This window comes from Micromonospora sediminimaris, from assembly GCF_016863575.1.
Classification (GTDB): domain Bacteria; phylum Actinomycetota; class Actinomycetes; order Mycobacteriales; family Micromonosporaceae; genus Micromonospora; species Micromonospora sediminimaris.
Map to the genome: position 1 here is coordinate 143,525 of NZ_BOPD01000014.1, position 21,614 is coordinate 165,138.

Genomic DNA, 21,614 nt, shown 5'->3' on the forward strand with positions numbered 1-21,614 from the left:
TCGTCCTGTGTCCGGCGCGCCGCTCAAGCCGATGCTCGCGATGACCGGGCAGCTTCCGACCGGTCCCGACTGGGTGTACGAGTTCAAGTGGGACGGGGTACGCGCGCTGGCCGACATCGTCGCCGGACGGCAACGCCTGTACGCGCGTTCCGGTGTGGAGATCACCACCGCCTACCCCGAGTTGATTCCGCTGAGCGAGCAGGCCGACGACGTCCTGCTCGACGGCGAGGTGGTCCTCTTCGACCAGGCCGGGCGGCCTTCGTTCACCGCCCTGGCCGAGCGGATGCACGTGCGTAACGCCGCCAAGGCGGCCCGGCTGGCGGCAACCGTACCGGTCACGTACATGATCTTCGACGTGTTGCGGCTGGGCGGTCAGGACCTCACCGGCTGGCCGTACGCCCGGCGGCGGGAAGCCCTCGACGGCCTGGCACTGGGCGCGGCGCGGTGGGCGGTGCCCCCGGTCTTCTCCGACGGCCCGGCCACCTACGAGGCGGCCGGCGAGCACGGCCTCGAAGGGGTGATGGCCAAGCGGGTCGAGTCGACCTACCGGCCCGGGGTGCGTTCGCCGGACTGGGTGAAGGTCAAGCTGGAGGTGACCGGCGACTTCGTGGTCGGCGGCTGGCGACCCGGCGCGCGGCGGATCGGTGGCCTGCTGGTCGGGGTCCCCGGCGCGGACGGCCGACTCGTCTACCGGGGCCGGGTCGGTGGCGGGATCGGTGCCGCCCTCGAACGGGAACTGCTGCGCGAGTTGGAGCCCTTGCGCACCACCGGCTCGCCGTTCAGCGGCGACGTCCCCCGCGAGGATGCCCGGGGCGCGATCTGGGTAACTCCCCGGGTCGTGGTGGAGGTGAAGTACGGCCAGCGCACCCCGGACGGGCGGCTGCGGTTCCCCCGAGTCCTGCGGATCCGCCCGGACAAACCGGCCGAGGAGGTCGACGATGCCAGCTGAGCGGTTCCCGGTAGACGTGCAGGGCCGCACGTTGGAGCTGTCCAACCTGGACAAGGTTCTCTACCCGACGGCCGGCTTCACCAAGGGCGAGGTGATCGACTACTACACCCGGATCGCCCCGGTGCTGCTGCCGCACCTGGCGGACCGGGCGCTGACCCGCATCCGCTACCCGAACGGGGTGACCGGCGGCTCGTTCTTCGAGAAGAACGCCCCGGCTGCCACCCCGTCCTGGGTACGCGTCGAGACGCTGCCGGCGCCGGGCTCCACCAAGGGTCGGGAGACCATCGACTACGTCGTCGCCGACGACCTGCCCACCCTGGTCTGGCTGGCCAACCTCGCCGCCCTGGAACTGCACACCCCGCAGTGGAAGGTCGGCGCGCACCCGGACCTGATGGTGGTCGACCTGGACCCGGGCGCCCCGGCGGCGCTGAAGCAGTGCTGCCAGGTCGCTCTGTCGCTGCGCGACCGGTTGGCCGCCGACGGCCTGACCGCCTACCCGAAGACCTCCGGCAAGAAGGGCATGCAGCTCTGCTGCCCGATCTCCGGCACCCAGCCGGCCGACGACGTGTCGGCCTACGCGCGGCGCATCGCCCAGGAACTCGAACGCGACCAGCCGAAACTGGTGGTCTCGAAGATGGCGAAGAACCTGCGGCCGGGCAAGGTCTTCATCGACTGGAGCCAGAACAACGCGGCGAAGACCACGGTGGCCCCGTACTCGCTGCGCGCCCAGCCCGTCCCGTCGGTGTCGACGCCGCTGACCTGGGACGAGGTATCCGCCGGTGCGGCGGGCCGACGTCCGGCCGCCAAGCCCTACACCGCTGGCGAGGTGCTGGACCGGATCGAAAAGCACGGCGACCTGCTCGCCCCACTGCTCGACGGCGGCCCCGAGCTTCCTCGGTAGGACAGCCGCGACCCGCTCACCTGGCGGGTGCCACGGGTGGCGACTCGCCGTGCCGCCGCAGTCGCGCGTACGCCCCGGCGAGCATGGCGATCGCGAGCAGGCTGACGATCACGTCGCTGACCAACGCTCGGGTGGGTGACGCCGGTGAGTACGGAGGCACCAGGTAGGCCAGCACGGCCGCCCCGACCAGCGCCCCGGCGGCACCTGCCAACACGTGCCGCTGCCCCCACCCGGCGCGTCCCGCCCAACGGACCAGCAGCCACACCAGCGCGGCGACGACGACCACCGACACGGCGACGCCGACCCAGCCGGAGAGCATGCTGACCCCCAGGTAGACGAGCAGCACCAGCAGGCCCGGACGGGTCGGCCGGGGCGCGTCGGCCGGAGCCGGAGGTGGTCGCCGCCGCCAGCGGGGCAGGGCCGCCACCGCGACCAGGGTGAGGACCACAGACGTAGCCCCGATGAGCTGACCGGGACTGGCCAGGAACCCCTTGCGTCCACTGTCGTCGGCGAAGACGAGCAGGCTGCCCAGCAGGTAGAGGACGGTCACGGCGACCAGGCCGGACGCGCCCAGCCACGGCCGCAGCCGGCGTGCCGGGGAGAGGTACGACTCGACGATGGCGATCGGCGCGCAGATGGTCAACGCCACGTGGTTACCGAGGAAGCTGATCGCCTCCTGCGCGCTGATGCCCAGCACCGGAACGCGGGTGCGGTCGGCCGCGCTCAGCTCGGCGAACTCGGTGTCGGCCAGGTAGTCGGGGTTGAACAGCGACTGGTCCACCAGGCCCGCCTGAACCACCCCGAACCCCGCCGCCAGCAGCACGATCATCGGCCAGCCGCCGCCCGTGCGTCGGGCCGCCTCCCGGATGAGCACCGCCGCGCCCCCGTACATCGGTGCCAGGACGACCACCACGCCCAGCATGTCGGTGCCGGCGAAGCCGCCCCACGAGCATTCGGCGGCCCAGGGGGCGAGGAACAGCAGCGCCACGACCGGTACGAGCCGCCGCAGCATCGGCTGCCGGACGCCGTCGAGGGCTGCCCGATCTTCGCCGTGAGTAGTCATGACTCTGACTCTCCCGGTGCCGTGGTACCCCGCACCAATGCCATCAGTCATGTCTTCACCGGCCCGGGGCGGAGGGTCGGCCTCGACAGGCCCGAGCGGCAGGAGTAGGACGTACGTATGCGCGCTGCCCTTCCCGTACCGTCCGCCGCCGGTCTCGCCGACCGGGACGGGCCACTGCTCAGCCACCTCGATCACCGGACCGGTGCGCGTCACGACATGACCGCCGCTGAGCTGGGCGAGTGGTCGGCGCGGGCCGCCGGCCTGCTGCGGGACGGCTGCGGCCTGATCCCCGGCAGTCGGGTGGCGGTGCTGCTGCCGCCGCACTGGCGTACCGCCGCGGTGCTGTTGGGGGCCTGGGCGGTGGGGCTTGAGGTGTCGTTCCGGCCGCGCGCCACCGCCGGGCTACCGGTGCTGGAGCCGGGCGGCGACCGGCCGTACGACGCGGTCCTGGTCACCCCGGAGCGTCTGGACGACTGGCTGGAGGACGTACCGGACGGGCTGCACCGCTACCTCGTCGGCACCGGACCGCAGCCCTTGGTCGACGTGCCGGTCGGCTGGCTCGACTGGTCCGTGGAGGTGCTACGGCACGGCGTCGCCCCGACCGACCGGCCCGTGCTGCGTGCGAACGACGCGGCCAGCCCGGACGGCACCAGCTACGCCGAGTGGGGTTCGATCGCCAGGGCGGTGGCCGAGCAACTCGACCTGCGGGCCGGTGACCGGCTGCTGGTCGACGTCGCCGAGCACGACCAGCCGCTGAAGTGGCTGCTCGCCCCGCTGGCGGCCGGTGCCTCGGTGCTGCTCTGCGCCAACCTCGACCCGTTCCGCCGGGACACGCTCATCGCCGCCGAGCAGGTCACCCGCGTGCTCTGAGGGACGACTCCGATGCGGCAACATCCCTGTTGCTGCTTGTCTGCCCCGAGGTGAGGCAGCAACAACAGGGATGTTGCGCGGATCTTGTCGGCGATCCGGTCAGTCGACGGTGGGAAGGGGTGGGCCGAGGACGTCGTCGGCGTCGACGATCGTGTACGCGTACCCCTGCTCGGCGAGGAAGCGCTGCCGGTGGGCGGCGTACTCGGTGTCGATGGTGTCCCGGGAGACCACCGAGTAGAAGTGCGCCTGCCTGCCGTCGGCCTTCGGGCGCAGCACCCGCCCCAACCGTTGCGCCTCCTCCTGCCGGGAGCCGAACGTGCCGGACACCTGGATCGCCACCGCGGCCTCGGGCAGGTCGATGGAAAAGTTCCCCACCTTGGAGATCACCAGAGTACGGATCTCCCCGGTGCGGAACGCGTCGAAGAGGCGCTCGCGCTCCTTGTTCGTGGTGGAGCCCTGCACGATCGGGGCGTCGAGATATTCGCCGAGCTGGTGCAGCTGGTCGATGTACGCGCCGATGACAAGCGTCTGCTCGCCCGGGTGCCGGTCGAGCAGGGCGCGTACCACCGGCAGCTTGGTGCGGGCGGTGGCCGCCATCCGGTAGCGCTCCTCCGCCTCCGCCGTCGCGTACGCCATCCGCTCGGCGTCGGTAAGGGTGACCCGGACCTCGACACACTCGGCGGGGGCGATCCAGCCCTGCGACTCGATGTCCTTCCAGGGCGCGTCGTACCGCTTCGGGCCGATCAGGCTGAACACGTCACCCTCCCGGCCGTCCTCGCGTACCAGGGTGGCGGTCAGGCCCAGCCGGCGGCGGGCCTGGAGGTCCGCGGTGAAGCGGAAGATCGGCGCGGGCAGCAGGTGCACCTCGTCATAGACGACCAGGCCCCAGTCCCGGGCACCGAACAGGTCCAGGTGGGTGAAGGCGCCGCCGCGTCGCGAGGTGAGCACCTGGTACGTGGCGATGGTGACCGGGCGGATCTCCTTGCGCTCGCCCGAGTACTCGCCGATCTCCTCCTCGGTCAGCGAGGTGCGGGCGATCAGCTCTCGCTTCCACTGCCGGCCGGCCACCGTGTTGGTGACCAGGATCAGCGTGGTGGCCTTCGCCTCCGCCATCGCCGCCGCACCCACAAGCGTCTTACCGGCGCCGCAGGGCAGCACCACCACACCCGACCCGCCGGCCCAGAACGCCTCGACCGCCTCCCGCTGGTACGACCGCAGCGTCCACGGCTTACCACCGTCCTTGCCGGCCTCGGCCAGCTCGATCGGGTGCGCCTCGCCGTCGACGTACCCGGCGAGGTCCTCCGCCGGCCAGCCGAGCTTGAGCAGAGCCTGCTTGAGCCGCCCCCGCTCGGAGGGGTGCACCGCGATGGTGTCGTCGTCGATGCGGTTGCCGAGCATCCCGGCGAGCTTCTTGCTCTTGGCCACCTCGACCAGGACCACCCGGTCCAGGGCGCGCAGGACGAGGCCGTGCGCCGGATCGTTGGCGAGCTGGAGCCGTCCGTACCGGTCCATCGTCTCGGCCACGTCCACCAGCAGCGCGTGTGGCACCGGGTACCGCGAATACTTGATCAACGCGTCCACCACGCCCTCGGCGTCGTGGCCGGCGGCGCGGGCGTTCCACAACCCGAGCGGCGTCAGCCGGTACGTGTGCACGTGCTCGGGCGAGCGTTCCAACTCGGCGAAGGGGGCGATGGCCATCCGGCAGGACTGTGCGTCGGGATGGTCGATCTCCAACAGGAGGGTCTTGTCCGACTGCACGATAAGTGGTCCACCACTCACGCCGAATCCTCTCGTCCGTACGGCTGATCCGGCCGCCGGAGCAGGTGGCTGACCTGCCGCCGGGCGACCATCCAGTGTTGCACGCGCAGGCGGGCGGCGAGAAAGTGCTCATCCTGCGCAACCCTGCCGGTACTTCGGTGCGTCTAGCAGTAGGGGACGAGTTGTCGAGGTCGGCGGCCCGATGGGTCGCGAAACGGGCCACCGTACGCCCTCGCGGTCGTCATGCCGGTCGGTGCCGGTGCGCAGCGCGTTCGATCCACGGCCGGACGGGCCAGGAAAGCGGGGGCCGTTCCCGTCGCAGTGGAAGCCAACGGGGGCGAGCGGCGCGCCCGGGGCCGTACCGGCGCCCCACCCCCACCGTTTCGCCGCCGGTACCGCCCGGATACGGACGGAGTCGGATCGGTACCCGATGGTGCTGGCCGACAGCCGTCAAGGGTGACACCCTTGACGTTCCAGGGCCGGACCGTACGGGGGAGGGCAGATGACGGTTGACCAGGAAGTTGTCCCCGAGCGCGAGCAGGCAGAGCCGTCCGAACCCGTCTCCACCGCCACCGTGGTCGCGTACGCGATCGTCGGTGTCGTCCTGTTCGGCTGGTTCCTGTTCGGTTGGCTGGTGCTCCAGCAGGGCTTCGTCGACTCGGTCGGCGAGGCGGCCGGCACCGGGTTCACCCTGCTCCTGATCGTGGCGATCGTCGGGTCGGTGCGGCGTAGTCGCCGCTGAACCTCACTTCTCCAGCACCGCCGCGGTGATCCGGTGCAAGGCGAAGGTGTGCAGCATCTCGGTGCGCTCGTCCTCGGCACGCAGGTAGCCCGCGCCGAGCGAGACGGGCCGCACCAGCCGGGACGCGGTTGCCCCGTGTGCGTCGACGTAGCCGACCCAGACCAGCGCCTTGTCGCGTACCGCCTGCTGGAGCACGGCCAGGGCGTCGTGGTGACTGTGCGCGGGAACCGGCCCGTCCGACGTCGCGCCGCGCACCACCGCCGGAGCCCGGCGGGCCGCCCGCGCCACCGCGTCGCCCCGCCGGATCTGCTCCACCACCCCGAGCAGGCGCGGCAGCGGCAGGCGTGGGGTGGCGAGCGGGTCGAGCGCCCGGGTCGCCACCGACACCCTGGCCGGTGCCCGTCGGGCCTTCGGTCGGGTCAGCACCGTCGACCCGGTGGCATCCTCGGCCACCGGGGCGTAGCCGGCCTCCCGGAGCACGCTGAGCAGCCGACCGCCCTGGTACGGCGTCACCAGCACGGTCGGCGCGAGGCGGCGTAGCGCCAGCGCCTCCACCCGCCGGTCGGCAAGCACCTCGGCCAGCAGCGCCTCGTCGTCGCTGCGCAGGTACGCCCCGGCGGAGCCGATGCGCAGCCCGCCGTGCTTGCGGGCCACGTCGTCGACCAGGTACGCCAACCCCTGCGGCACCGGCGTGCGGGACCGGCGACGGAACAGGTCGTGCAGGTCGTCCGCGGAGTAGCCGGCATCCAACGCCCGCCGCACACTGCCGGTGGTGATCCGGTGCACGCTCGCCCCACCTGCCGACTCCGGCTCGGCGACCACCTCAAGCTCGGCGGCGAGCGCCGGCTCCGGCGGCCCGGGCACCACCACGCTCAGGTCGGCCTGGACGAGGAAGTGGTCCACCGGAGCGGGCAGCAGCGTGTCCAGGATCCGGATCGCGCTGCCACCGTCCTCGGCGTCGGCCCGCAGCCCCAGCGGGTCGTCCGTGGCGTCGTCCTCGCTCGCCGTCGCCTCGGCCAGCAGCAGCCGCCCGTACGAGGTGAGCGCCCCCAGCCCGGTCACGCCCAGCGTGGCCGCCTCGGCCAGGACCTCCCGATGCGCGTTCTCCCGACCACGGCTGCGTCGGGGCGCCCGCCAGTCCAACAGCGCCAACACCTCCTCGGCACTTGGCGCGGCCGCCGGTTCCAGGTCCGCGAGTACGCCGAGTACCGCCCGCCGGGCGGCCGGGGCGCCGGCCCGTTCCGCCTCCGCCGACAGCACCGTGATCGGCCGGTCCCGGTCGTCGCGCTGCCCGACCAGACCGACCTGTCGGGTCATGGTCAGCCAGGCCCGGGCCAGTTGCTCCCAGCGCTGAGCCAGCGAACCGGCACGCCACATCTCGTACCCGGCGGTGGGTAGCACCTGCTGGTCGGCGCCGTACCGACCGGCGGCACCGGGCAGCTCCATCTCACCGGTCAGCCCGGCCGCGTACGCCACCTCCAGCAGCAGTGCGGCCACGGACTCGTCCGACCCGGTGGCCCGCGCCAGCCGGCGCAGGTCACGTACCCCGATGCCGCCGGATCGCAGCACCGGCGCCGGTTCGGCGGCCAACTGCTCCAGCAGCGCCTCGGTATGGCGTACCACCTCCATGGTCTGCCCGGCCCCGGCGGAGTCGGCAGCCTTCGGCTCGCGCGGCGTCGCGGCCACCTGGGGTGGACTGCTGCTCAACGGGCCCAGCGGACCGGTCTCGCGGCGCAGCAGCAGCCCGATCTCCCGGGGCAGCTCGACCATGCCGGTGGTGCCACCCTTGCCGCCGGAGACCCGCACCAGCAGCCGGTGGTCGACCAGCCAACGCACCGGTGACCCGGTCGGCGCCCCGCCGTTCGTGTCGTCCGGCGGCAGGTCGTCGTCCGCGCCGACCGCTGGTGCCTGCAACGCCCCGGGCGGCACGCTGCCGACCGGTGGGCCGGCGGCCAGCCGGTCCAGGATCGCCCGGGCCGACGGCGGCGCGGACAGCAGCGTCCGCCGCAGCTTCGCCGGGTCCGCGCAGAGCGCGGCCGTGCGCGGGTCCAGCTCCGTCGCCGGCCGGCCGAGCCCCGCAGGGTACGGAGAGATCTCGTCGATGCCTCCGACGAGGTGCAGGGCGTTGTCGGGGCCGTACAGCAGGAACCGGGCTCGCAGCCGGTCGACGGCGGCCCGGACGGCGGTGGGAGCGGGCGGGTTGGGGCCGGTGGTGGCCAGGGCCAGAACCCCGTCGACCGAGGTGGTGCCGTCGGCCGGGTCACGGGTCAACCGGGCGGCGTCCATGATCTGAAGCGTGAACTGGTCCAGCCCGTCGAGCGCGCGCGACACCGAGACGCGGGACTGTGCCCGGATGGCGAGGGCGGCCACGTCGGCGGGGACCGGCACGACGAGGTCGGGCCGGAGCTGGAGAAGCGCGGCGAGGGACTCGTCGGGCAGCGACCGCAGGTGGTCGGCGAGTGAGGTGCTCATCGTCGTTCCACGCTAGCCCGGTCGGGGCCACTCCCGCCCATCGGACGACCCGGCCGGTCCGGCTGGCCGGGTAGCTTTCCAGGATGCCCCCGTTGACCGTTGGCTTCGACCTCGACATGACCCTCGTCGACTCGCGTCCCGGTATCGCCGCGACCTATCGCGCACTCACCGAGCGGACCGGGGTACCCGTCGACGCCGACGTCGCCGTGTCCCGGCTCGGCCCGCCACTGCGTACCGAGATCGCCCACTGGTTCCCGCCGGAGCAGGTAGAGGAGGCGGTGACCGTCTACCGCGAGCTGTACCCGGCGTACGCGATCACGCCGACCGTGCCGCTGCCCGGCGCGGTGGCGGCCCTCGCCGCGGTCCGCGACCGGGGCGGCCGGGTGCTGGTGGTCACTTCCAAGATCGGCCGGCTGGCCCGGCTGCACCTGGACCATCTTGGGCTGGTCGTGGACGAGCTGGCCGGTGACCTGTTCGCCGAGGAGAAGGCGACCGCGTTGCGGGCGCACGGGGCGACCCACTACGTCGGCGACCACGTGGCGGACATGGTGGCCGCCGCTGCGGCCGGGGTGCCCGGGATCGCGGTGGCCACGGGCCCGTGTACCCCCGACGAGCTGCGTGCCGCCGGGGCGGCGGCGGTGCTTGCGGATCTCACCGGATTCCCAGCGGCGCTCGACGGGATGATCCGGCTAGCCTTGAGGCAGTAGACGTTCAAGCGAAGCAGAGGTTCTCAGGTGCCTACGGGTCGAGTGAAGTGGTACGACGCGGCCAAGGGATACGGGTTCGTCACCAGTGACGAGGGTGGCGACGTGTTCCTGCCGAAGGGCGCGCTACCGGCGGGGGTCACCGATCTCAAGGGCGGCCAGCGGGTCGACTTCAGCGTGGTGGACAGCCGGCGGGGTGCGCAGGCGATGGGGGTGAAGCTGCTGGACGCGCCGCCGTCCGTGGCGGAGCTGCGCCGACGCCCCGCCGAGGAGTTGCACGGCCTGGTCGAAGACATGATCAAGGTGCTGGAGGCGAAGGTTCAACCGGACCTGCGCCGGGGCCGCTTCCCGGACCGCAGGACCGCGCAGAAGATCGCTCAGCTGGTCCACGCGGTCGCCCGCGAGCTGGAGGTCTGAGGCACGAGCCCGGCGTCGGCGGCCCGGCCGAGCAGCGCCTCGACGGCAGCGAAACCCGCCTCACCGAGGTCTGCGGTGAACTCGTTGACGTAGAGGCCGATGTGCCGGTCCACCACGTCGGGCTCCATCTCCTGGGCGTGCGCCAGCACGTACCCCCGGCTGGCCGCCGGATCGGCCCAGGCTCGCTGGACGGAGTCCCGGATCCAGCCGGCGGCCTGCTGTGGGTCGACCACGCCCCGCCGGGCCAGGATGGCGCCGAGCGGGATCGGCAGCCCGGTGTCCGACTCCCACCACTCGCCCAGGTCGACCAGGGCGGTGAGGCCGTGTCGGGGATAGGTGAACCGGGCCTCGTGGATCACCAGGCCGGCGTCGTACCGGCCGGCGGCCACGCCCGGCATGATCTCGTGGAACGGCACCACCTCGATGCGTCGCGGCGTCCGTCCGGCCGCCCAGAGCCGGAACAGCAGGTACGCCGTGGTCCGGTCACCCGGCACCGCCACGGTGGCACCGGTGAGATCGTCGCGCTCCGGTTCGCCACCGTGGTCGGTGCGGGTGAGCACCAGCGGGCCACATCCCCGGCCCAACGCACCCCCACAGGGCAGCAGGTGGTAGTCCTCCAGCAGCCACGGCAGCGCCGCGTAACTCACCTTCACCAGGTCGAACGCGCCCCGCTCGGCGGCCGTGTTGGTGACGTCCACGTCGGCGTACGTCACCTCGACCGGCGGCGCGCCGGGCACCTGTCCGTGTACCAGCGCGTGGAAGACGAACGTGTCGTTGGGACAGGGCGAGATCGCCAGCGAGAGCGCCACACCCCCACCGTAACCCCGTCGACCCGACCCGCTGCCAGCGCGGCAGCGCCCCCACCCAAGATCCGGGCAACATCCCGGATCTTGCTGCCTGAACTCGGCCAGAATCAGCAACATCGCCGAAGTTGCGCGGATCTTGGGATGGGGTTGACGCGTCAGCGTAGGGCGGAGGCGGCGGCGGTGAGGGCGGTGAGGGCGTCGCGCATGCGCCACGCGTCGCGGTCGCGGGGGCCGATCGGGTTCGAGATGGCACGCAGCTCGACGAAGGGCACGCCGGCCTGGCTGGCGGCGACCGCCACGCCGTACCCCTCCATGGCCTCGGCCACCGCCTCCGGGTGACGCCGGACCAGTTCCTCGGTGCTGGCGGTGGTGCCGGTCACGGTGCTGACGGTCAGCACCGGTCCCACGGTCGCGGTCGGCAGCGCCGTGCGCAGGCCGGCCAGCAGTGTCGGGTCGGCGTCGAGGGCCGTGCCGCCGCCGAGCAGTTCGGCCGGCATGCCGAGTTCGTCGATCGGAATGAAGCCGTCCGGTGACTCGGCACCCAGGTCGGCGGCGACGGCCCGGGTGCCGAGCACGGTGTCACCGACCGCGACCCGGTCGGCGAAGCCGCCAGCAACCCCCGCACTGACCACTGCCCGGTACGGGCGGCCGGCCATCTCGGCGAGCGCCAGCAACCGGGCCGTCGCCGCACCGGCGACCGCCGGGCCCACCCCCACCGGCAGCACCGCCACGGTCGGGTCGGCGAGGCCGGACTGGATCGCTTCCGCCTCGGCGGGAACGGCGGTCACCACGAGCAGACCGCTCACGTGAGCGAACCCGGTGAGCTGCGCCGCGTCTCGTCGTCGCCCCCGCCGGAACCGGTGATCGTGGAGGACGGGCGATAGATGTGGAACCCCGGTGGTGCCATCCCCGGCTCCTCGGGACCACGTCCACCCTGGAACGGGGCGGGGGACGTGGGGGTGGACTCGCGCTCCGCCTCGGTGGTGCGCTCCGACTCGGCCTGCTTCTCGGCGGCCAACTCGTCGTCGGTCAGTGGCCGTCCGTGCAGCTTCTCGGCCCGGAGTCGCCGGGCCATCACCAGGCCCCGGGCGGCGGCGAGAGCGCCGACACCGGCGGCGACGGCGATGCCGATCCGGCCGTCGAAGGGTACGAGCCCCAGCCCGCCACCGGCGACGAAGGCGAGCATCAGCACCGTCTCGGAATGGGCGAAGGAACTGGCCCGCAACCGTTCCGGGATGCGTTCCTGGATCGAGGCGTCCACGGCCAGCTTGGCGATGCCGCTCATCATCGCCGTGACCACGCAGAGCAGGGCGACCATCGGTAGCGAGAAGCTCAGCACGGTGAGTACGCCAACCCCGGCGACGATCACCATGCCGCTGGACTGGAGGGCGGCCGGGCGGTGGATGCGCAACCGGGTACCGATCGCGGTGGCGAGGAAGGTGCCGACGGCCAGTGCGCCGCCGACCAGGCCGAGTGATCCCTCGTCCCCCAGATCACGCCCGAACACCACGGTGGTCAGGTCGCCCGCCTTGATGGTGAAGGCCAGGAAGAGCAGCAGGAAACCGTAGACCGCGCGCAGCGTGGCCGCGCCGATCAGGGTCGAGATCACCAGTCGTCCGGCGGGTCTGCCCCGGCCCAGTGGTCGTTCGTCCGTGCCTCGACGCAGCGCCCGCAGTGGTCGCGGTACCCGTTCCGGCGGTTCGGAGTCCGCCTTCGGTGGTAGCCGGAGGGCGATCACCATGCCGACCAGGAAGATCACTGATGCGACCCGTAACGGCCACTGCGGTCCGAACCAGAACGCGGCCAGGCCGATCGGGGCGACAAGCGCACCCGCGACCGTGCCGTAGACGCTGGCCCGGGCGCCGACCTGGGACAGTCCGAGCCCTTCCGGCAGCAGCCTGGGTACGGCCGCGGAACGCGCCACCCCGTACGCCCGGGAGAGTGCCAGCACGCCGAAGGCCGCCGGATAGAGCCCGAAGCCGTGGATGTAGTCGGAGATCAACCAGGCCAGGAACGCCCGGCCCAACATGGTTGTGGCCAGGGCGTAGCGACGGCCGTGCCGGAAGTGGTCGAGCAGTGGCCCGACCACGGGTGCGAGCATCGCGAAGGGCACCATGGTCACCAGCAGGTAGAGCGCGACCTTGCTCCGTGCCTCGCCGAGCGGCACGTTGAAGAAGATCGTCCCGGCCAGCCCGATGGCGATCAGCGTGTCACCGGCACAGGAGATCGCGTGCAGGTCGAACAGACGGACCATGCCGGTCTCCCCGCCGGCACCCCGGGCCCGAGCCCGGGCGGCGCTGCGGGTCACCCAGCGGCTGCTGGACAGGGAACCGCGCAGCATCAGCCGGGTGGCGCGGATGCCGGTGCCGACGGTCCGCCCCAGGAGGGACCGCTCAGAGCGGGAGAACAGCGGCATGGCACCCATCCTGACCCATCGGCCCGGGCAATGCTGCGCCACCGCCGGAGAACACCTCTGGGGAGTGCCTCGCGGCTCACCCACCCGATGGGGAACAATGGTCGGGTGACCAGGCCCGCTTCCGCCCGTGCCGCCCGCCTTGACCAGGTCTGCGCCGCTGCCGTCGAGGTGGCGCGCGCCGGCATCACCGAGGTGGGCCCCGACGACGTCGGCGACCACCTCCAGGTCGTCGCCGAGGGCGATCGGCTCGTCACGCACTACTTCGAGTGCCGGCTGGCCGGCTATCGCGGCTGGCGGTGGGCGGTCACCGTGACCCGGGTGCCGCGCAGCCGTACGGTGACGATCTGTGAGACGGTCCTGCTGCCCGGGCCAGATGCGCTGCTCGCCCCCGGCTGGTTGCCGTGGCAGGAGCGACTGAAGCCCGGCGACCTCGGCCCCGGCGACCTGCTGCTGACCCCGTCGGACGACGAGCGGCTCCAGCCCGGTTACCTCCTCTCCGACGACCCGGCGGTCGAGGAGACCGTCTGGGAGCTGGGGCTGGGCCGGCCCCGGGTGATGTCACGGGAGGGGCGGATCGAGACGGCCCAACGCTGGTACGACGGCGATCACGGCCCCTCGGCGCCGATCTCCGCCTCCGCACCCGCCGCCGCCCGCTGCGGCACCTGCGGTTTCTACCTGCCACTCGCGGGCAGGCTGCGGCAGTGCTTCGGTGTCTGCGGCAACTTCTACGCGCCGGACGACGGCCGGGTGGTAAGCGCCGACCACGGCTGCGGCGCCCACTCGGAGACGCTTGTCGAGGCCGACACGGCGGTCGACGAGATGCCCACCGTTTACGACGACAGCGCGGTGGAGCCGATGGCGGTCAGCCGCGCCGCCGGGTCCGTGGAGAGCGGCGAGCCGGCGGAGCCGTACGGGCACTCCTGACCGTGGCCGGCGCCCGTCGGGTCAACCGGCGGCGCGACGGCGGCGGCGGTTGGCGTCGTGCCGCATCATCACCGCCAGACCGGGGAAGCCCCACAGGAATCCGGCCAGGCAGATCCAGAGCCAGTTCTCGTGGCCACCGGCGACCAGCCGGTCGCGGAAGAGCAGCAGCACCAGCCCGGCGACGGCCCAGGCCGCCATTCCGGCGAGGGCGAACGGCACCATCGGCGGGTCGAGCGGCTCGGGGCGGGGTGGCGGGGTGGGCACCCGGTCAGCGTACGTGACGCCGCTTCCCGGCAGGCCGGCCATCTGCGACGATGCGCGCGACAACCCGATGATCCGCTGTGAGGTTCCTGATGGCAGTAGCGCCGCCCGACAACGGCACCCCACCCGGTTCGAGCCAGCCGCGCAATGGCTTCGACCGGTACTTCGAGATTTCGGCCCGCGGCTCGACGCTGACCCGCGAGGTGCGCGGTGGCCTGGCCACCTTCTTCACGATGGCGTACATCGTGGTGCTCAACCCGCTCATCCTCGGCAGCGCCGTCGATGGTGACAACCAGACCCTGCCGATCCCAGCGATCGCGGCGGCCACCGCCCTGGTCGCTGGTCTGATGACCATCCTGATGGGCGTGGTCGGCCGCTTCCCGCTGGCGGTGGCCGCCGGGCTCGGCGTCAACGCCCTGGTGGCGTACGAGATCGCGCCCGAGATGACCTGGGCCGACGCGATGGGCCTGGTGGTGATCGAGGGTCTCATCATCGCGGTGCTGGTGCTGACCGGGCTGCGGACGGCGGTGTTCCGCTCGGTGCCGACTCAGATGAAGACGGCGATCGGCGTCGGCATCGGCCTGTTCCTCACCATCATCGGCCTGGTGGACGCCGGCTTCGTCCGGCGGATTCCGGACGATGCCAACACCACCGTCCCGGTCGGTCTCGGCATCGGCGGCAAACTCGTCAGCTGGCCGATGCTGGTCTTCGTGGTGGGCCTGCTGGTGACCCTGGTGCTGGTGGTACGCCGGGTCAAGGGCGCCATCCTGGTCGGCATCCTCGCCTCCACAGCACTGGCCATGGTGGTGGAGGCGGTGGGCAACATCGGCCCCTCCTTCGTCGACGGTGTGCCGAACCCGAAGGGCTGGTCGCTCAACGTTCCGACGCTGCCGAGCAACCCGTTCGACGTTCCGGATCTCTCCCTGCTCGGTCAGTTCAACGTGCTGGACTCGTGGGGGCGCGCCGGTTGGCTGGTCGTGCTGATGTTCATCTTCACCCTGCTCATCACCGACTTCTTCGACACGATGGGAACCATGGTGGCCGTCGGTCAGGAGGGCGGCATGCTCGACGAGCAGGGCACCCCGCCGCGCACCAGGGAGATCCTGCTCGTCGACTCGATCGCGGCGGCCAGCGGTGGTGCGGCCAGCGTCTCCAGCAACACGTCGTACATCGAGAGTGCCGCCGGTGTCGCGGAGGGCGCCCGGACCGGAGTGGCCAACCTGGTCACCGGCGTGCTCTTCCTGCTGGCCATGTTCCTGGCGCCGCTTGTGGTGGTCGTCCCGTTCGAGGCGGCGTCCGTCGCGCTGGTGGTGGTCGGTTTCCTGATGATGACGGCGGTACGCACGATCGACTGGTCCGACTACGAGATCGCCATCCCGGCCTTCCTCACCATCGTGTTGATGCCGTTCACCTACTCGATCTCGAACGGGATCGGGGCCGGCCTGATCGTGTACGTGGTGATCAAGCTGGCCAAGGGCAAGTCCCGGGAAATCCACCCGCTGCTGTACGCGGTGGCAGCGCTGTTCGTGGTGTACTTCCTGCGCGGCCCGATCGAGGCGCTGCTCTTCTGACAGCCGCCCGGGCCGGGGGTGTGTGATCCTCTGACGTGATCCGCACCCCCGGCCCGGAGCAGGAGATACGTCGGGGTGAGCATGGTCATATCCGCTGCGGCCCGGTCGGCTAATTAGTTAGGCTAACTATCGTGACGGAGCGGACGGTGACGGCTCAGAGCATGCCACCGGCGCAGCTGGCCCTTCAGCTGCGTGATGCGATCACCCGGTTGAACCGGCGGGTCCGCCAGGCCCGGCCGGTTGGTGACCTCACGGTCACCCAACTGTCCGCGCTCACCAGTCTTCGGCTGGCGGGCGCGCTCACGCCGCGGGAACTCGCCGACGTCGAACGGGTGCAGCCACCGACGATGACCAAAATCGTCGCGAAGCTGGAGGAGCGTGGCCTCGTGCAGCGGACCCCGCACCCGACCGACGGCCGGCAGGTCATCCTCGCGACGACCGAGGGGGGCCGGGCCGTGCTCGACCAGTTCGAGCGGGTCCGGGACGAGTGGCTGGCCCGCCGGCTGGCCGAGCTGAGTGACCCCGACCGGGAGACCCTGCACCGGGCTGCGGAGATCCTTCAGCGAATCTCCCGCGCCTGACGCCGCGCACACAGGGTGTGCGCCCCGCGCCGTGCCGTCCGTCGTTGACGACGCGTACGACCGCGAGGAGGCGCACCAAGAGTGCAGGCAAGGCTGAGCACGATGTTCCAGTCCCTACAGGTCCGCAACTACCGGCTCTTCGCATTCGGGCAACTGGTCAAGCTGATCGGTGTCTGGATGATGTTCATCGCCCAGGACTGGCTGGTCCTCGAGCTTTCCGGCGACTCTGCCACCGCGCTCGGCGTGGTCGTCGCCCTCCAGTTCACCCCGGTGCTGCTGCTCACGCTGCTCTCCGGCCGGCTCGCCGACCGGTACGACAAGCGGATGCTCCTCTTCATCGCCAACGCGTTCTGGACCGTGCTGTCGCTGGCTATGAGCGTGCTGGTGCTCACCGATCTGGTTCAGCTCTGGCACGTCTTCGTCTTCGCCGCCCTGCTCGGTGTGGCCAACGCGATGGAGACCCCGGTACGACAGGCGTTCGTCTCCGAACTGGTCGGCACGGCGCTGCTGCCCAACGCGCTCTCGCTCAACGCGGCCGTGTTCAACTCGGCCCGGATCGTCGGCCCGGCCGTGGCCGGCCTGGCCATCGCCCTCTTCGACGTCGGGCCGGTTTTCCTCGTCACCGCGCTCAGCTCGATCGCGCCGCTGGTCACGGTGATCCGGATGCGCCCGACCGAACTGCACCGGGAGCCGCTGCCACCGCGCGACGAGCGGGCCGCCGCGACCGTGCTCGACGGGCTGCGCTACGTCGCCCGCCGTCCCGACCTGCTGCTCCCGATGGTGGTGATGTCGGTGATCGGGATGTCGCTGTTCAACTTCCAGCTGACGCTGGCGGCCCTGGCCAAGACCGTCTTCAACACCGGGGCGGCCTCGTTCGGCCTGTTCAGCACCACTCTCGCGGCGGGCGCGCTGGTCGGTGCGCTGGCCGGGACCGGGCGACGGAGCCGGCCCTCGGTGTGGCTGGTGCTGGGTGCCGCGATCGGCTGCGCCACCTTCGGCACGCTCGTCGGGCTGGCCCCGGCGTACTGGATGGTGGTCGCGCTGCTGCCACCGACCGGCTTCTTCATGGTCTATTTCGCACAGGCGGCGAACCAGCGGGTGCAACTCGGCACCGACGCCGCCTTCCGTGGACGGGTGATGGCGCTGTGGGTGCTTGTGTTCCTCGGCACCAACCCGGTCGGCGCGCCGATCATCGGCTGGGTCGCGGAGACCTTCGGCGCCGGTGCCAGCATCTGGGCCGGTGGCCTGCTCTCGCTGACCACCGCGCTGCTGGCGCTGGCCTGGCAGCTCCGCCGCGCCGGGGCCCGGCTGCGGTTCCGCATCCTGCCGCTGCCCCGTTTCTACGTCACCGAAATGTGAGCACAGGCCGGTCGGCGGGTCGGCTCACCGTCGCGCCAGCCTGCCGCACCACCCACCTGGCCCCGGAATGCGGAAAATCGCTTACGTGACGCTATGCGGCGGCATAGCTTCGATGGGTGGAGGTCCTACGCATAGTGCTCCTGGCCGTGGCGCTGGCCGCCGTGGTCTTCGTGCCGGTGCTGATCGCGCTGGTCATCTGCACCGACGAGCTCGTCGACCGGCTGACCTGTCGGTACGGCGAGTGGCGGCAGCGGCGCCGCGACCGGTGCCTGGTAGCCCGGCTGAACGAGGCCGCCGACGCGGTCGCGGTCGCCGACCGGGTCGACCTCGACGCGCTCGACCGGTCGGAGCGGCGGCCGCTGGAGCAGATCGCCGCCGACCTGCGGTGTCTGCGTCGGGATCGGGCCGGCGGCAGCAGACCGGTCGTGTGGCACCGCGACGTGCTCCACGCGTATGACGATCGGCTTCGGTTGGCCTGCCATGCGCTGGGCATCACCGAGCATCTCGCCGAGTTGTCCGGTCTGGACCGGCAGATCGAACGGGTACGCGTCGAGGCCGAGTTGGACGCCGCCGGCCTACGGCTGCCGGCGGCCCGCCCCGAGCAGCCTGAGCGGTGGCTCTGACTGCCACCCTGTGACAGGTGCGACTCTTCACTGCGATCTACCCGCCGGCCGATGCCGTTGCGCACCTGACCGCGCAGGTGACCGGGCTGCGGCTGGCGGCGGCCTCGGCTGCCGGCACGAACGTCCGGCTGGTCGACCCGACCAAGGCTCATCTCACCCTCGCCTTCCTCGGTGACGTCGAGGCCGCGCGGTTGACCGAGGTGCGGCAGGCGCTCGGGGCCGCCGTCGACGATGCTCGCGGCGGTGCTGTGCTGGGCGCGGGGCTGGCCGGGCCGCCGGTCCTACGCCTAGGCGGCGGTGGCCGGTTCGGCTGGGGCCGCAGCACCGTGCTCTGGGTCGACGTACGCGGCGACGTGTCCCGCCTGGTGGCGCTGGCTGGCGTCGTTCGCGCCGGGTTGGCCGCAGCCGGACTGCCAGTCGACGAAAGGCCCTTCCGGCCGCACCTGACCATCGCCCGTCCGGGCGACCGGCTGCCGCACACCGACATCGAGGCGGATCTGGCCACGCTCGACGCCTACCTCGGGCCGCCCTGGGCCGCCGACGAGCTGGTGCTGGTGCACAGCCGGCCCGGACCCCCGTCGAGCTACCACCGGCTCGCCGCCTGGCCCCTCTGAATCCACAAGGGGCGGCGGCGTGGGCGGGCGCGGGGCCCGCGGGTCAGGAGGACTCGCGGGCCGCGGGGCCGCTGCCGAAGAGAACGTCGTCCCAGCTGGGGAGACGCTTGCGCGGCTTGCCGCCGGCCTCGCCGGACTCGGTGCCACCAGCGGCCGGCGCGTTCGTCCGGCGGGGCCGCAGCACTGCCAACGAGGGCACCGCCGGGACCTCCTTCGGTGCGTCCGCGTCGTCGTCGAAGGCCGAGCCCTGACCGCCGCCGAGCAGCGCCGCAGCGCCCCCCGCGACCGCCCGCTGGCGCTGGGCGTCCGGGCCGCCGGCAAGAGCGGCCGGTGAGCGCGGTTCGAGACCACGGCCCGAAGTCGAGCCGAGGGGCCGGTCGAGGGAGGCGAGCAGGGCGTCGCGGCCGGCTCGGATCGGGTCACGCCCCGAGCGCCCCGGCTCGGCGGGCGACGGCAGCCCGTGCCCACCGCGGCTCGGCTCGCCGCGCGACGGGCCGGGCAGGGCGTGGCCGCCCCGCTCCGGTGCGGGTTCCTGGCCGAGGATCGGCGTCGGACGCTCGGCGCACAGATATTGCGCCATGTCGTCGTGCGGGGCGACCGACTGCCGGGTCTTGTCCAGATCCCAGACCGCCTGGGCGGTGGCCTTGCCGGACGGCCAGGTCGCGACGATCCGCCAGGTGCCGTCGTCGCGCCGCCACGCGTCCCAGGAGATCTTCTCGGTGTCGATCCCGTGCTGCGCGAGCCGGCCGTTGACCACCTCGGCGAGCGGCGTCGGCTTCTCGGCACCCTTGAGCCGGGTGCGCCGGGCGTGCTGGGCGAGCATCGCACGCTCCTGAAGCACCGGCCCGGCGTAGCGGAGGACCCGGTCGACCGGGACACCGGCGATCCGGGCGACGTCCTCAGCGGACTCGCCCGAGCGGATCCGGGCCTGGATGTCCCGAGGAGACAGCGAGGGCACCGGGTCGGCGGCGGCCGGCGCCACCGCGAGCGTGGGCGTACCCGGCTCGGCGTGCAGCGCTCCGGCGACCCGCTCGTCCAACGGCAGGGCGAGCAGTCGCCCGACCTCGTCGGCGAGCACCAGGGCCTGGCCGTCCTCGGAGAGGGCGACGAAGCGTACTGGGCGCATCGCGTTGCCTCCGTCCCGCTTCGCTGGCCGTACGCCACGAGCCGGCCACCCGGGGCGTTGCGCTCCACGGTACGCCCATCCGTGCCCCGGTGGGAGACGCCACGCCCGGGTAAGCGGCGGATCCGCCTGCTCCGCCGCTGTGTGGCGGGTCAGCTGTCGGTGGCCGACAGTGGCGTGGTAGACGGTCCGAAGTGGTGCGGGATCAGCTGACTGCCGGACGTCGACCGTGGCGTCGTACGGTGCGGGCCCGGCACCCCGAACGGGGTGCCGGGCCCGTGGTATGGCCGGGTCGGGCGGTTACAGCCGCTCGACGACGTAGTCGATCGATGCGGTCAGCGCCTCGACATCGGTCGGCTCGACCGCCGGGAAGAGCGCGACCCGCAGTTGGTTGCGGCCCAGCTTCCGGTACGGCTCGGTGTCGACGATGCCGTTGGCGCGCAGCACCTTGGCGATCGCCCCGGCATCCACCCCGTCCGCGAAGTCGATGGTGGCGACCACGTTGGAGCGCAGCGCCGGGTCGGTGACGAACGGCGTGGCGAAGGAGGAGCGCTCGGCCCAGCCGTAGACGACCGAGGCGCTCTCGGCGGTGCGCTTGGCCGCCCAGGCCAGACCGCCCTGGGAGTTCATCCAGTCGGTCTGCTCCGCGGCGAGGAAGATGGTCGCCAGCGCCGGGGTGTTGTACGTCTGCTCCAGCCGCGAGTTGTCGATCGCGGTGACCAGGTCGAGGAACGCCGGAATGTAGCGCCCCGAGGCCTTGATCTCGGCGGCCCGCTCCAGCGCGGCCGGCGACATCAGGGCCAGCCAGAGCCCACCGTCCGAGCCGAAGCACTTCTGGGGGGCGAAGTAGTACACGTCGGTCTCGCCCACGTTGACCTCGAGCCCGCCGGCGCCGGAGGTGGCGTCGACCAGCAGCAGCGAGCCCGGGTCCGCACCGGCCACCCGGCCGATCGGCACCGCGACGCCGGTCGAGGTCTCGTTGTGCGGGGTGGCGTACACGTCCACGCCCGCCTCGGCGGCCAGGGCCGGGGCGCTGCCTGCGTCGGACTTGCGGACCGTCGGCTCACCGAGGAAGGGCGCGTCCTTGACGGCCTTGGCGAACTTGGCGCCGAACTCGCCGAAGCTGGCGAACTGGGCCCGGTCCCGGATCAGGCCGAACGTGGCGACCTCCCAGAAGGCGGTGGTGCCACCGTTGCCGATGATCACCTCGTAGCCCTCGGGGAGGGAGAAGAACTGGGCGATGCCGGAGCGCAACCGGGCCACCTGGTCGCGGACGGTCTTCTGCCGGTGCGAGGTGCCCAGGTAGCTCGTGGCCACCTCGGCGAGCGCGGAGACCGCGGCCGGACGGACCTTGGACGGCCCGCAGCCGAATCGGCCGTCGGCGGGCTTGATCTCGTCGGGTATCCGGATGGTCGGTGCGTCAGCCACGGTCTTGAAGATCCTTCCGAATGGGCGGGTCG

21 protein-coding genes are annotated in these 21,614 nt (G+C 72.2%); 12 read left to right on the forward strand and 9 right to left on the reverse strand.

Features of this window, described 5'->3' with window-relative positions; all coding sequences use genetic code 11:
• Nucleotides 1–7: 7 nt before the first annotated feature.
• Both ligD (Vse01_RS12840) and ligD (Vse01_RS12845) read left to right on the forward strand, forming a co-directional pair.
• Nucleotides 8–949: a non-homologous end-joining DNA ligase gene (ligD, locus tag Vse01_RS12840; protein ID WP_093404109.1), complete on the forward strand. Its 942-nt coding sequence runs from the start codon at nt 8–10 to the stop codon at nt 947–949.
• Nucleotides 939–1,850 carry a non-homologous end-joining DNA ligase gene (gene ligD / locus Vse01_RS12845; protein ID WP_093404111.1) on the forward strand — a complete coding sequence of 304 codons (912 nt, stop codon included), beginning with the start codon at nt 939–941 and terminating at the stop codon, nt 1,848–1,850. The genes ligD (Vse01_RS12840) and ligD (Vse01_RS12845) overlap by 11 nt, the downstream gene beginning before the upstream one ends.
• A 16-nt stretch (nt 1,851–1,866) precedes the next feature.
• Here ligD (Vse01_RS12845) and Vse01_RS12850 read toward each other — a convergent pair whose 3' ends face one another.
• Nucleotides 1,867–2,913 carry a hypothetical protein gene (locus Vse01_RS12850; RefSeq protein ID WP_093404112.1) on the reverse strand — a complete coding sequence of 349 codons (1,047 nt, stop codon included), beginning with the start codon at nt 2,911–2,913 and terminating at the stop codon, nt 1,867–1,869.
• Between the two features lie 117 nt (nt 2,914–3,030).
• Here Vse01_RS12850 and Vse01_RS12855 point away from each other — a divergent pair, with 117 nt between their 5' ends.
• On the forward strand, nt 3,031–3,783 hold the full coding sequence (locus Vse01_RS12855) for a TIGR03089 family protein (protein ID WP_093404114.1): 753 nt from the start codon (nt 3,031–3,033) through the stop codon (nt 3,781–3,783).
• 99 nt (nt 3,784–3,882) lie between these two features.
• Here the strand turns inward: Vse01_RS12855 and Vse01_RS12860 are convergent, their stop codons facing one another.
• A complete protein-coding gene (locus Vse01_RS12860; protein WP_093404115.1) occupies nt 3,883–5,562 on the reverse strand; it encodes a DNA repair helicase XPB in 1,680 nt (559 codons plus the stop codon).
• Between the two features lie 481 nt (nt 5,563–6,043).
• Here Vse01_RS12860 and Vse01_RS12865 point away from each other — a divergent pair, with 481 nt between their 5' ends.
• A complete protein-coding gene (locus Vse01_RS12865) occupies nt 6,044–6,283 on the forward strand; it encodes a hypothetical protein (protein ID WP_093404117.1) in 240 nt (79 codons plus the stop codon).
• Between the two features lie 3 nt (nt 6,284–6,286).
• Here Vse01_RS12865 and Vse01_RS12870 read toward each other — a convergent pair whose 3' ends face one another.
• Nucleotides 6,287–8,755 (reverse strand): helicase-associated domain-containing protein, encoded by a 2,469-nt coding sequence (locus Vse01_RS12870; protein WP_093404119.1) that lies wholly within the window; start codon nt 8,753–8,755, stop codon nt 6,287–6,289.
• A gap of 83 nt (nt 8,756–8,838) precedes the next feature.
• On the opposite strand from Vse01_RS12870, the gene Vse01_RS12875 reads away from it, so the two are divergent.
• Both Vse01_RS12875 and Vse01_RS12880 read left to right on the forward strand, forming a co-directional pair.
• A complete protein-coding gene (locus Vse01_RS12875) occupies nt 8,839–9,462 on the forward strand; it encodes an HAD family hydrolase (protein WP_093404120.1) in 624 nt (207 codons plus the stop codon).
• 27 nt (nt 9,463–9,489) lie between these two features.
• Nucleotides 9,490–9,876, forward strand: coding sequence for a cold-shock protein (locus Vse01_RS12880; RefSeq protein ID WP_093404122.1), 387 nt, complete (start codon nt 9,490–9,492; stop codon nt 9,874–9,876).
• Here Vse01_RS12880 and Vse01_RS12885 read toward each other — a convergent pair.
• The 3 genes from Vse01_RS12885 to Vse01_RS12895 form a co-directional block, all read right to left on the reverse strand.
• Nucleotides 9,837–10,685 carry a 1,4-dihydroxy-6-naphtoate synthase gene (locus Vse01_RS12885; protein ID WP_093404123.1) on the reverse strand — a complete coding sequence of 283 codons (849 nt, stop codon included), beginning with the start codon at nt 10,683–10,685 and terminating at the stop codon, nt 9,837–9,839. The genes Vse01_RS12880 and Vse01_RS12885 overlap by 40 nt on opposite strands.
• 152 nt (nt 10,686–10,837) lie before the next feature.
• The gene (locus Vse01_RS12890) at nt 10,838–11,488 is read right to left on the reverse strand and encodes a futalosine hydrolase (protein ID WP_093404125.1); all 651 of its coding nucleotides are present in this window, start codon (nt 11,486–11,488) and stop codon (nt 10,838–10,840) included.
• Nucleotides 11,485–13,098 (reverse strand): MFS transporter, encoded by a 1,614-nt coding sequence (locus Vse01_RS12895; protein WP_093404216.1) that lies wholly within the window; start codon nt 13,096–13,098, stop codon nt 11,485–11,487. Before Vse01_RS12895 ends, Vse01_RS12890 begins: the two co-directional genes overlap by 4 nt.
• A gap of 87 nt (nt 13,099–13,185) precedes the next feature.
• Here Vse01_RS12895 and Vse01_RS12900 point away from each other — a divergent pair, with 87 nt between their 5' ends.
• Nucleotides 13,186–14,022 carry a DUF3027 domain-containing protein gene (locus Vse01_RS12900; RefSeq protein ID WP_093404126.1) on the forward strand — a complete coding sequence of 279 codons (837 nt, stop codon included), beginning with the start codon at nt 13,186–13,188 and terminating at the stop codon, nt 14,020–14,022.
• Nucleotides 14,023–14,043: 21 nt separating this feature from the next.
• On the opposite strand, the gene Vse01_RS12905 is transcribed toward Vse01_RS12900, so the two are convergent.
• On the reverse strand, nt 14,044–14,286 hold the full coding sequence (locus Vse01_RS12905) for a DUF2530 domain-containing protein (RefSeq protein ID WP_269740182.1): 243 nt from the start codon (nt 14,284–14,286) through the stop codon (nt 14,044–14,046).
• A gap of 89 nt (nt 14,287–14,375) precedes the next feature.
• On the opposite strand from Vse01_RS12905, the gene Vse01_RS12910 reads away from it, so the two are divergent.
• The 5 genes from Vse01_RS12910 (at nt 14,376) to thpR (ending at nt 19,031) form a co-directional block, all read left to right on the forward strand.
• Nucleotides 14,376–15,854, forward strand: coding sequence for an NCS2 family permease (locus Vse01_RS12910; protein ID WP_093404218.1), 1,479 nt, complete (start codon nt 14,376–14,378; stop codon nt 15,852–15,854).
• A gap of 131 nt (nt 15,855–15,985) precedes the next feature.
• The gene (locus Vse01_RS12915; protein WP_170863417.1) at nt 15,986–16,435 is read left to right on the forward strand and encodes a MarR family winged helix-turn-helix transcriptional regulator; all 450 of its coding nucleotides are present in this window, start codon (nt 15,986–15,988) and stop codon (nt 16,433–16,435) included.
• An 81-nt stretch (nt 16,436–16,516) separates the two neighbouring features.
• Complete coding sequence (locus tag Vse01_RS12920) at nt 16,517–17,794, forward strand: MFS transporter (protein WP_093404129.1); 1,278 nt, start codon at nt 16,517–16,519, stop codon at nt 17,792–17,794.
• Nucleotides 17,795–17,910: 116 nt separating this feature from the next.
• Nucleotides 17,911–18,417 carry a hypothetical protein gene (locus Vse01_RS12925; RefSeq protein WP_093404131.1) on the forward strand — a complete coding sequence of 169 codons (507 nt, stop codon included), beginning with the start codon at nt 17,911–17,913 and terminating at the stop codon, nt 18,415–18,417.
• Nucleotides 18,418–18,434: 17 nt separating this feature from the next.
• Nucleotides 18,435–19,031 (forward strand): RNA 2',3'-cyclic phosphodiesterase, encoded by a 597-nt coding sequence (thpR, locus tag Vse01_RS12930; protein WP_093404132.1) that lies wholly within the window; start codon nt 18,435–18,437, stop codon nt 19,029–19,031.
• Nucleotides 19,032–19,074: 43 nt separating this feature from the next.
• On the opposite strand, the gene sepH is transcribed toward thpR, so the two are convergent.
• Nucleotides 19,075–20,157, reverse strand: a complete 1,083-nt coding sequence (gene sepH, locus Vse01_RS12935; protein WP_093404134.1) for a septation protein SepH — start codon at nt 20,155–20,157, stop codon at nt 19,075–19,077.
• 297 nt (nt 20,158–20,454) lie between these two features.
• Entirely contained in the window at nt 20,455–21,582 is a 1,128-nt protein-coding gene (gene serC / locus Vse01_RS12940) for a phosphoserine transaminase (protein WP_093404136.1), read from the reverse strand.
• Between the last annotated feature and the right edge of the window lie 32 nt (nt 21,583–21,614).

Bases quoted from the DNA above. Each gene is read 5' to 3' on its own strand.
- ligD (WP_093404111.1), top strand. From the start codon at position 939: ATGCCAGCTGAGCGGTTCCCGGTAGACGTGCAGGGCCGCACGTTGGAG.
- Vse01_RS12850 (WP_093404112.1), bottom strand. From the start codon at position 2,913: ATGACTACTCACGGCGAAGATCGGGCAGCCCTCGACGGCGTCCGGCAG.
- Vse01_RS12855 (WP_093404114.1), top strand. From the start codon at position 3,031: ATGCGCGCTGCCCTTCCCGTACCGTCCGCCGCCGGTCTCGCCGACCGG.
- Vse01_RS12865 (WP_093404117.1), top strand. From the start codon at position 6,044: ATGACGGTTGACCAGGAAGTTGTCCCCGAGCGCGAGCAGGCAGAGCCG.
- Vse01_RS12870 (WP_093404119.1), bottom strand. From the start codon at position 8,755: ATGAGCACCTCACTCGCCGACCACCTGCGGTCGCTGCCCGACGAGTCC.
- Vse01_RS12875 (WP_093404120.1), top strand. From the start codon at position 8,839: ATGCCCCCGTTGACCGTTGGCTTCGACCTCGACATGACCCTCGTCGAC.
- Vse01_RS12895 (WP_093404216.1), bottom strand. From the start codon at position 13,098: ATGCCGCTGTTCTCCCGCTCTGAGCGGTCCCTCCTGGGGCGGACCGTC.
- Vse01_RS12900 (WP_093404126.1), top strand. From the start codon at position 13,186: ATGGGGAACAATGGTCGGGTGACCAGGCCCGCTTCCGCCCGTGCCGCC.
- Vse01_RS12910 (WP_093404218.1), top strand. From the start codon at position 14,376: ATGGCAGTAGCGCCGCCCGACAACGGCACCCCACCCGGTTCGAGCCAG.
- sepH (WP_093404134.1), bottom strand. From the start codon at position 20,157: ATGCGCCCAGTACGCTTCGTCGCCCTCTCCGAGGACGGCCAGGCCCTG.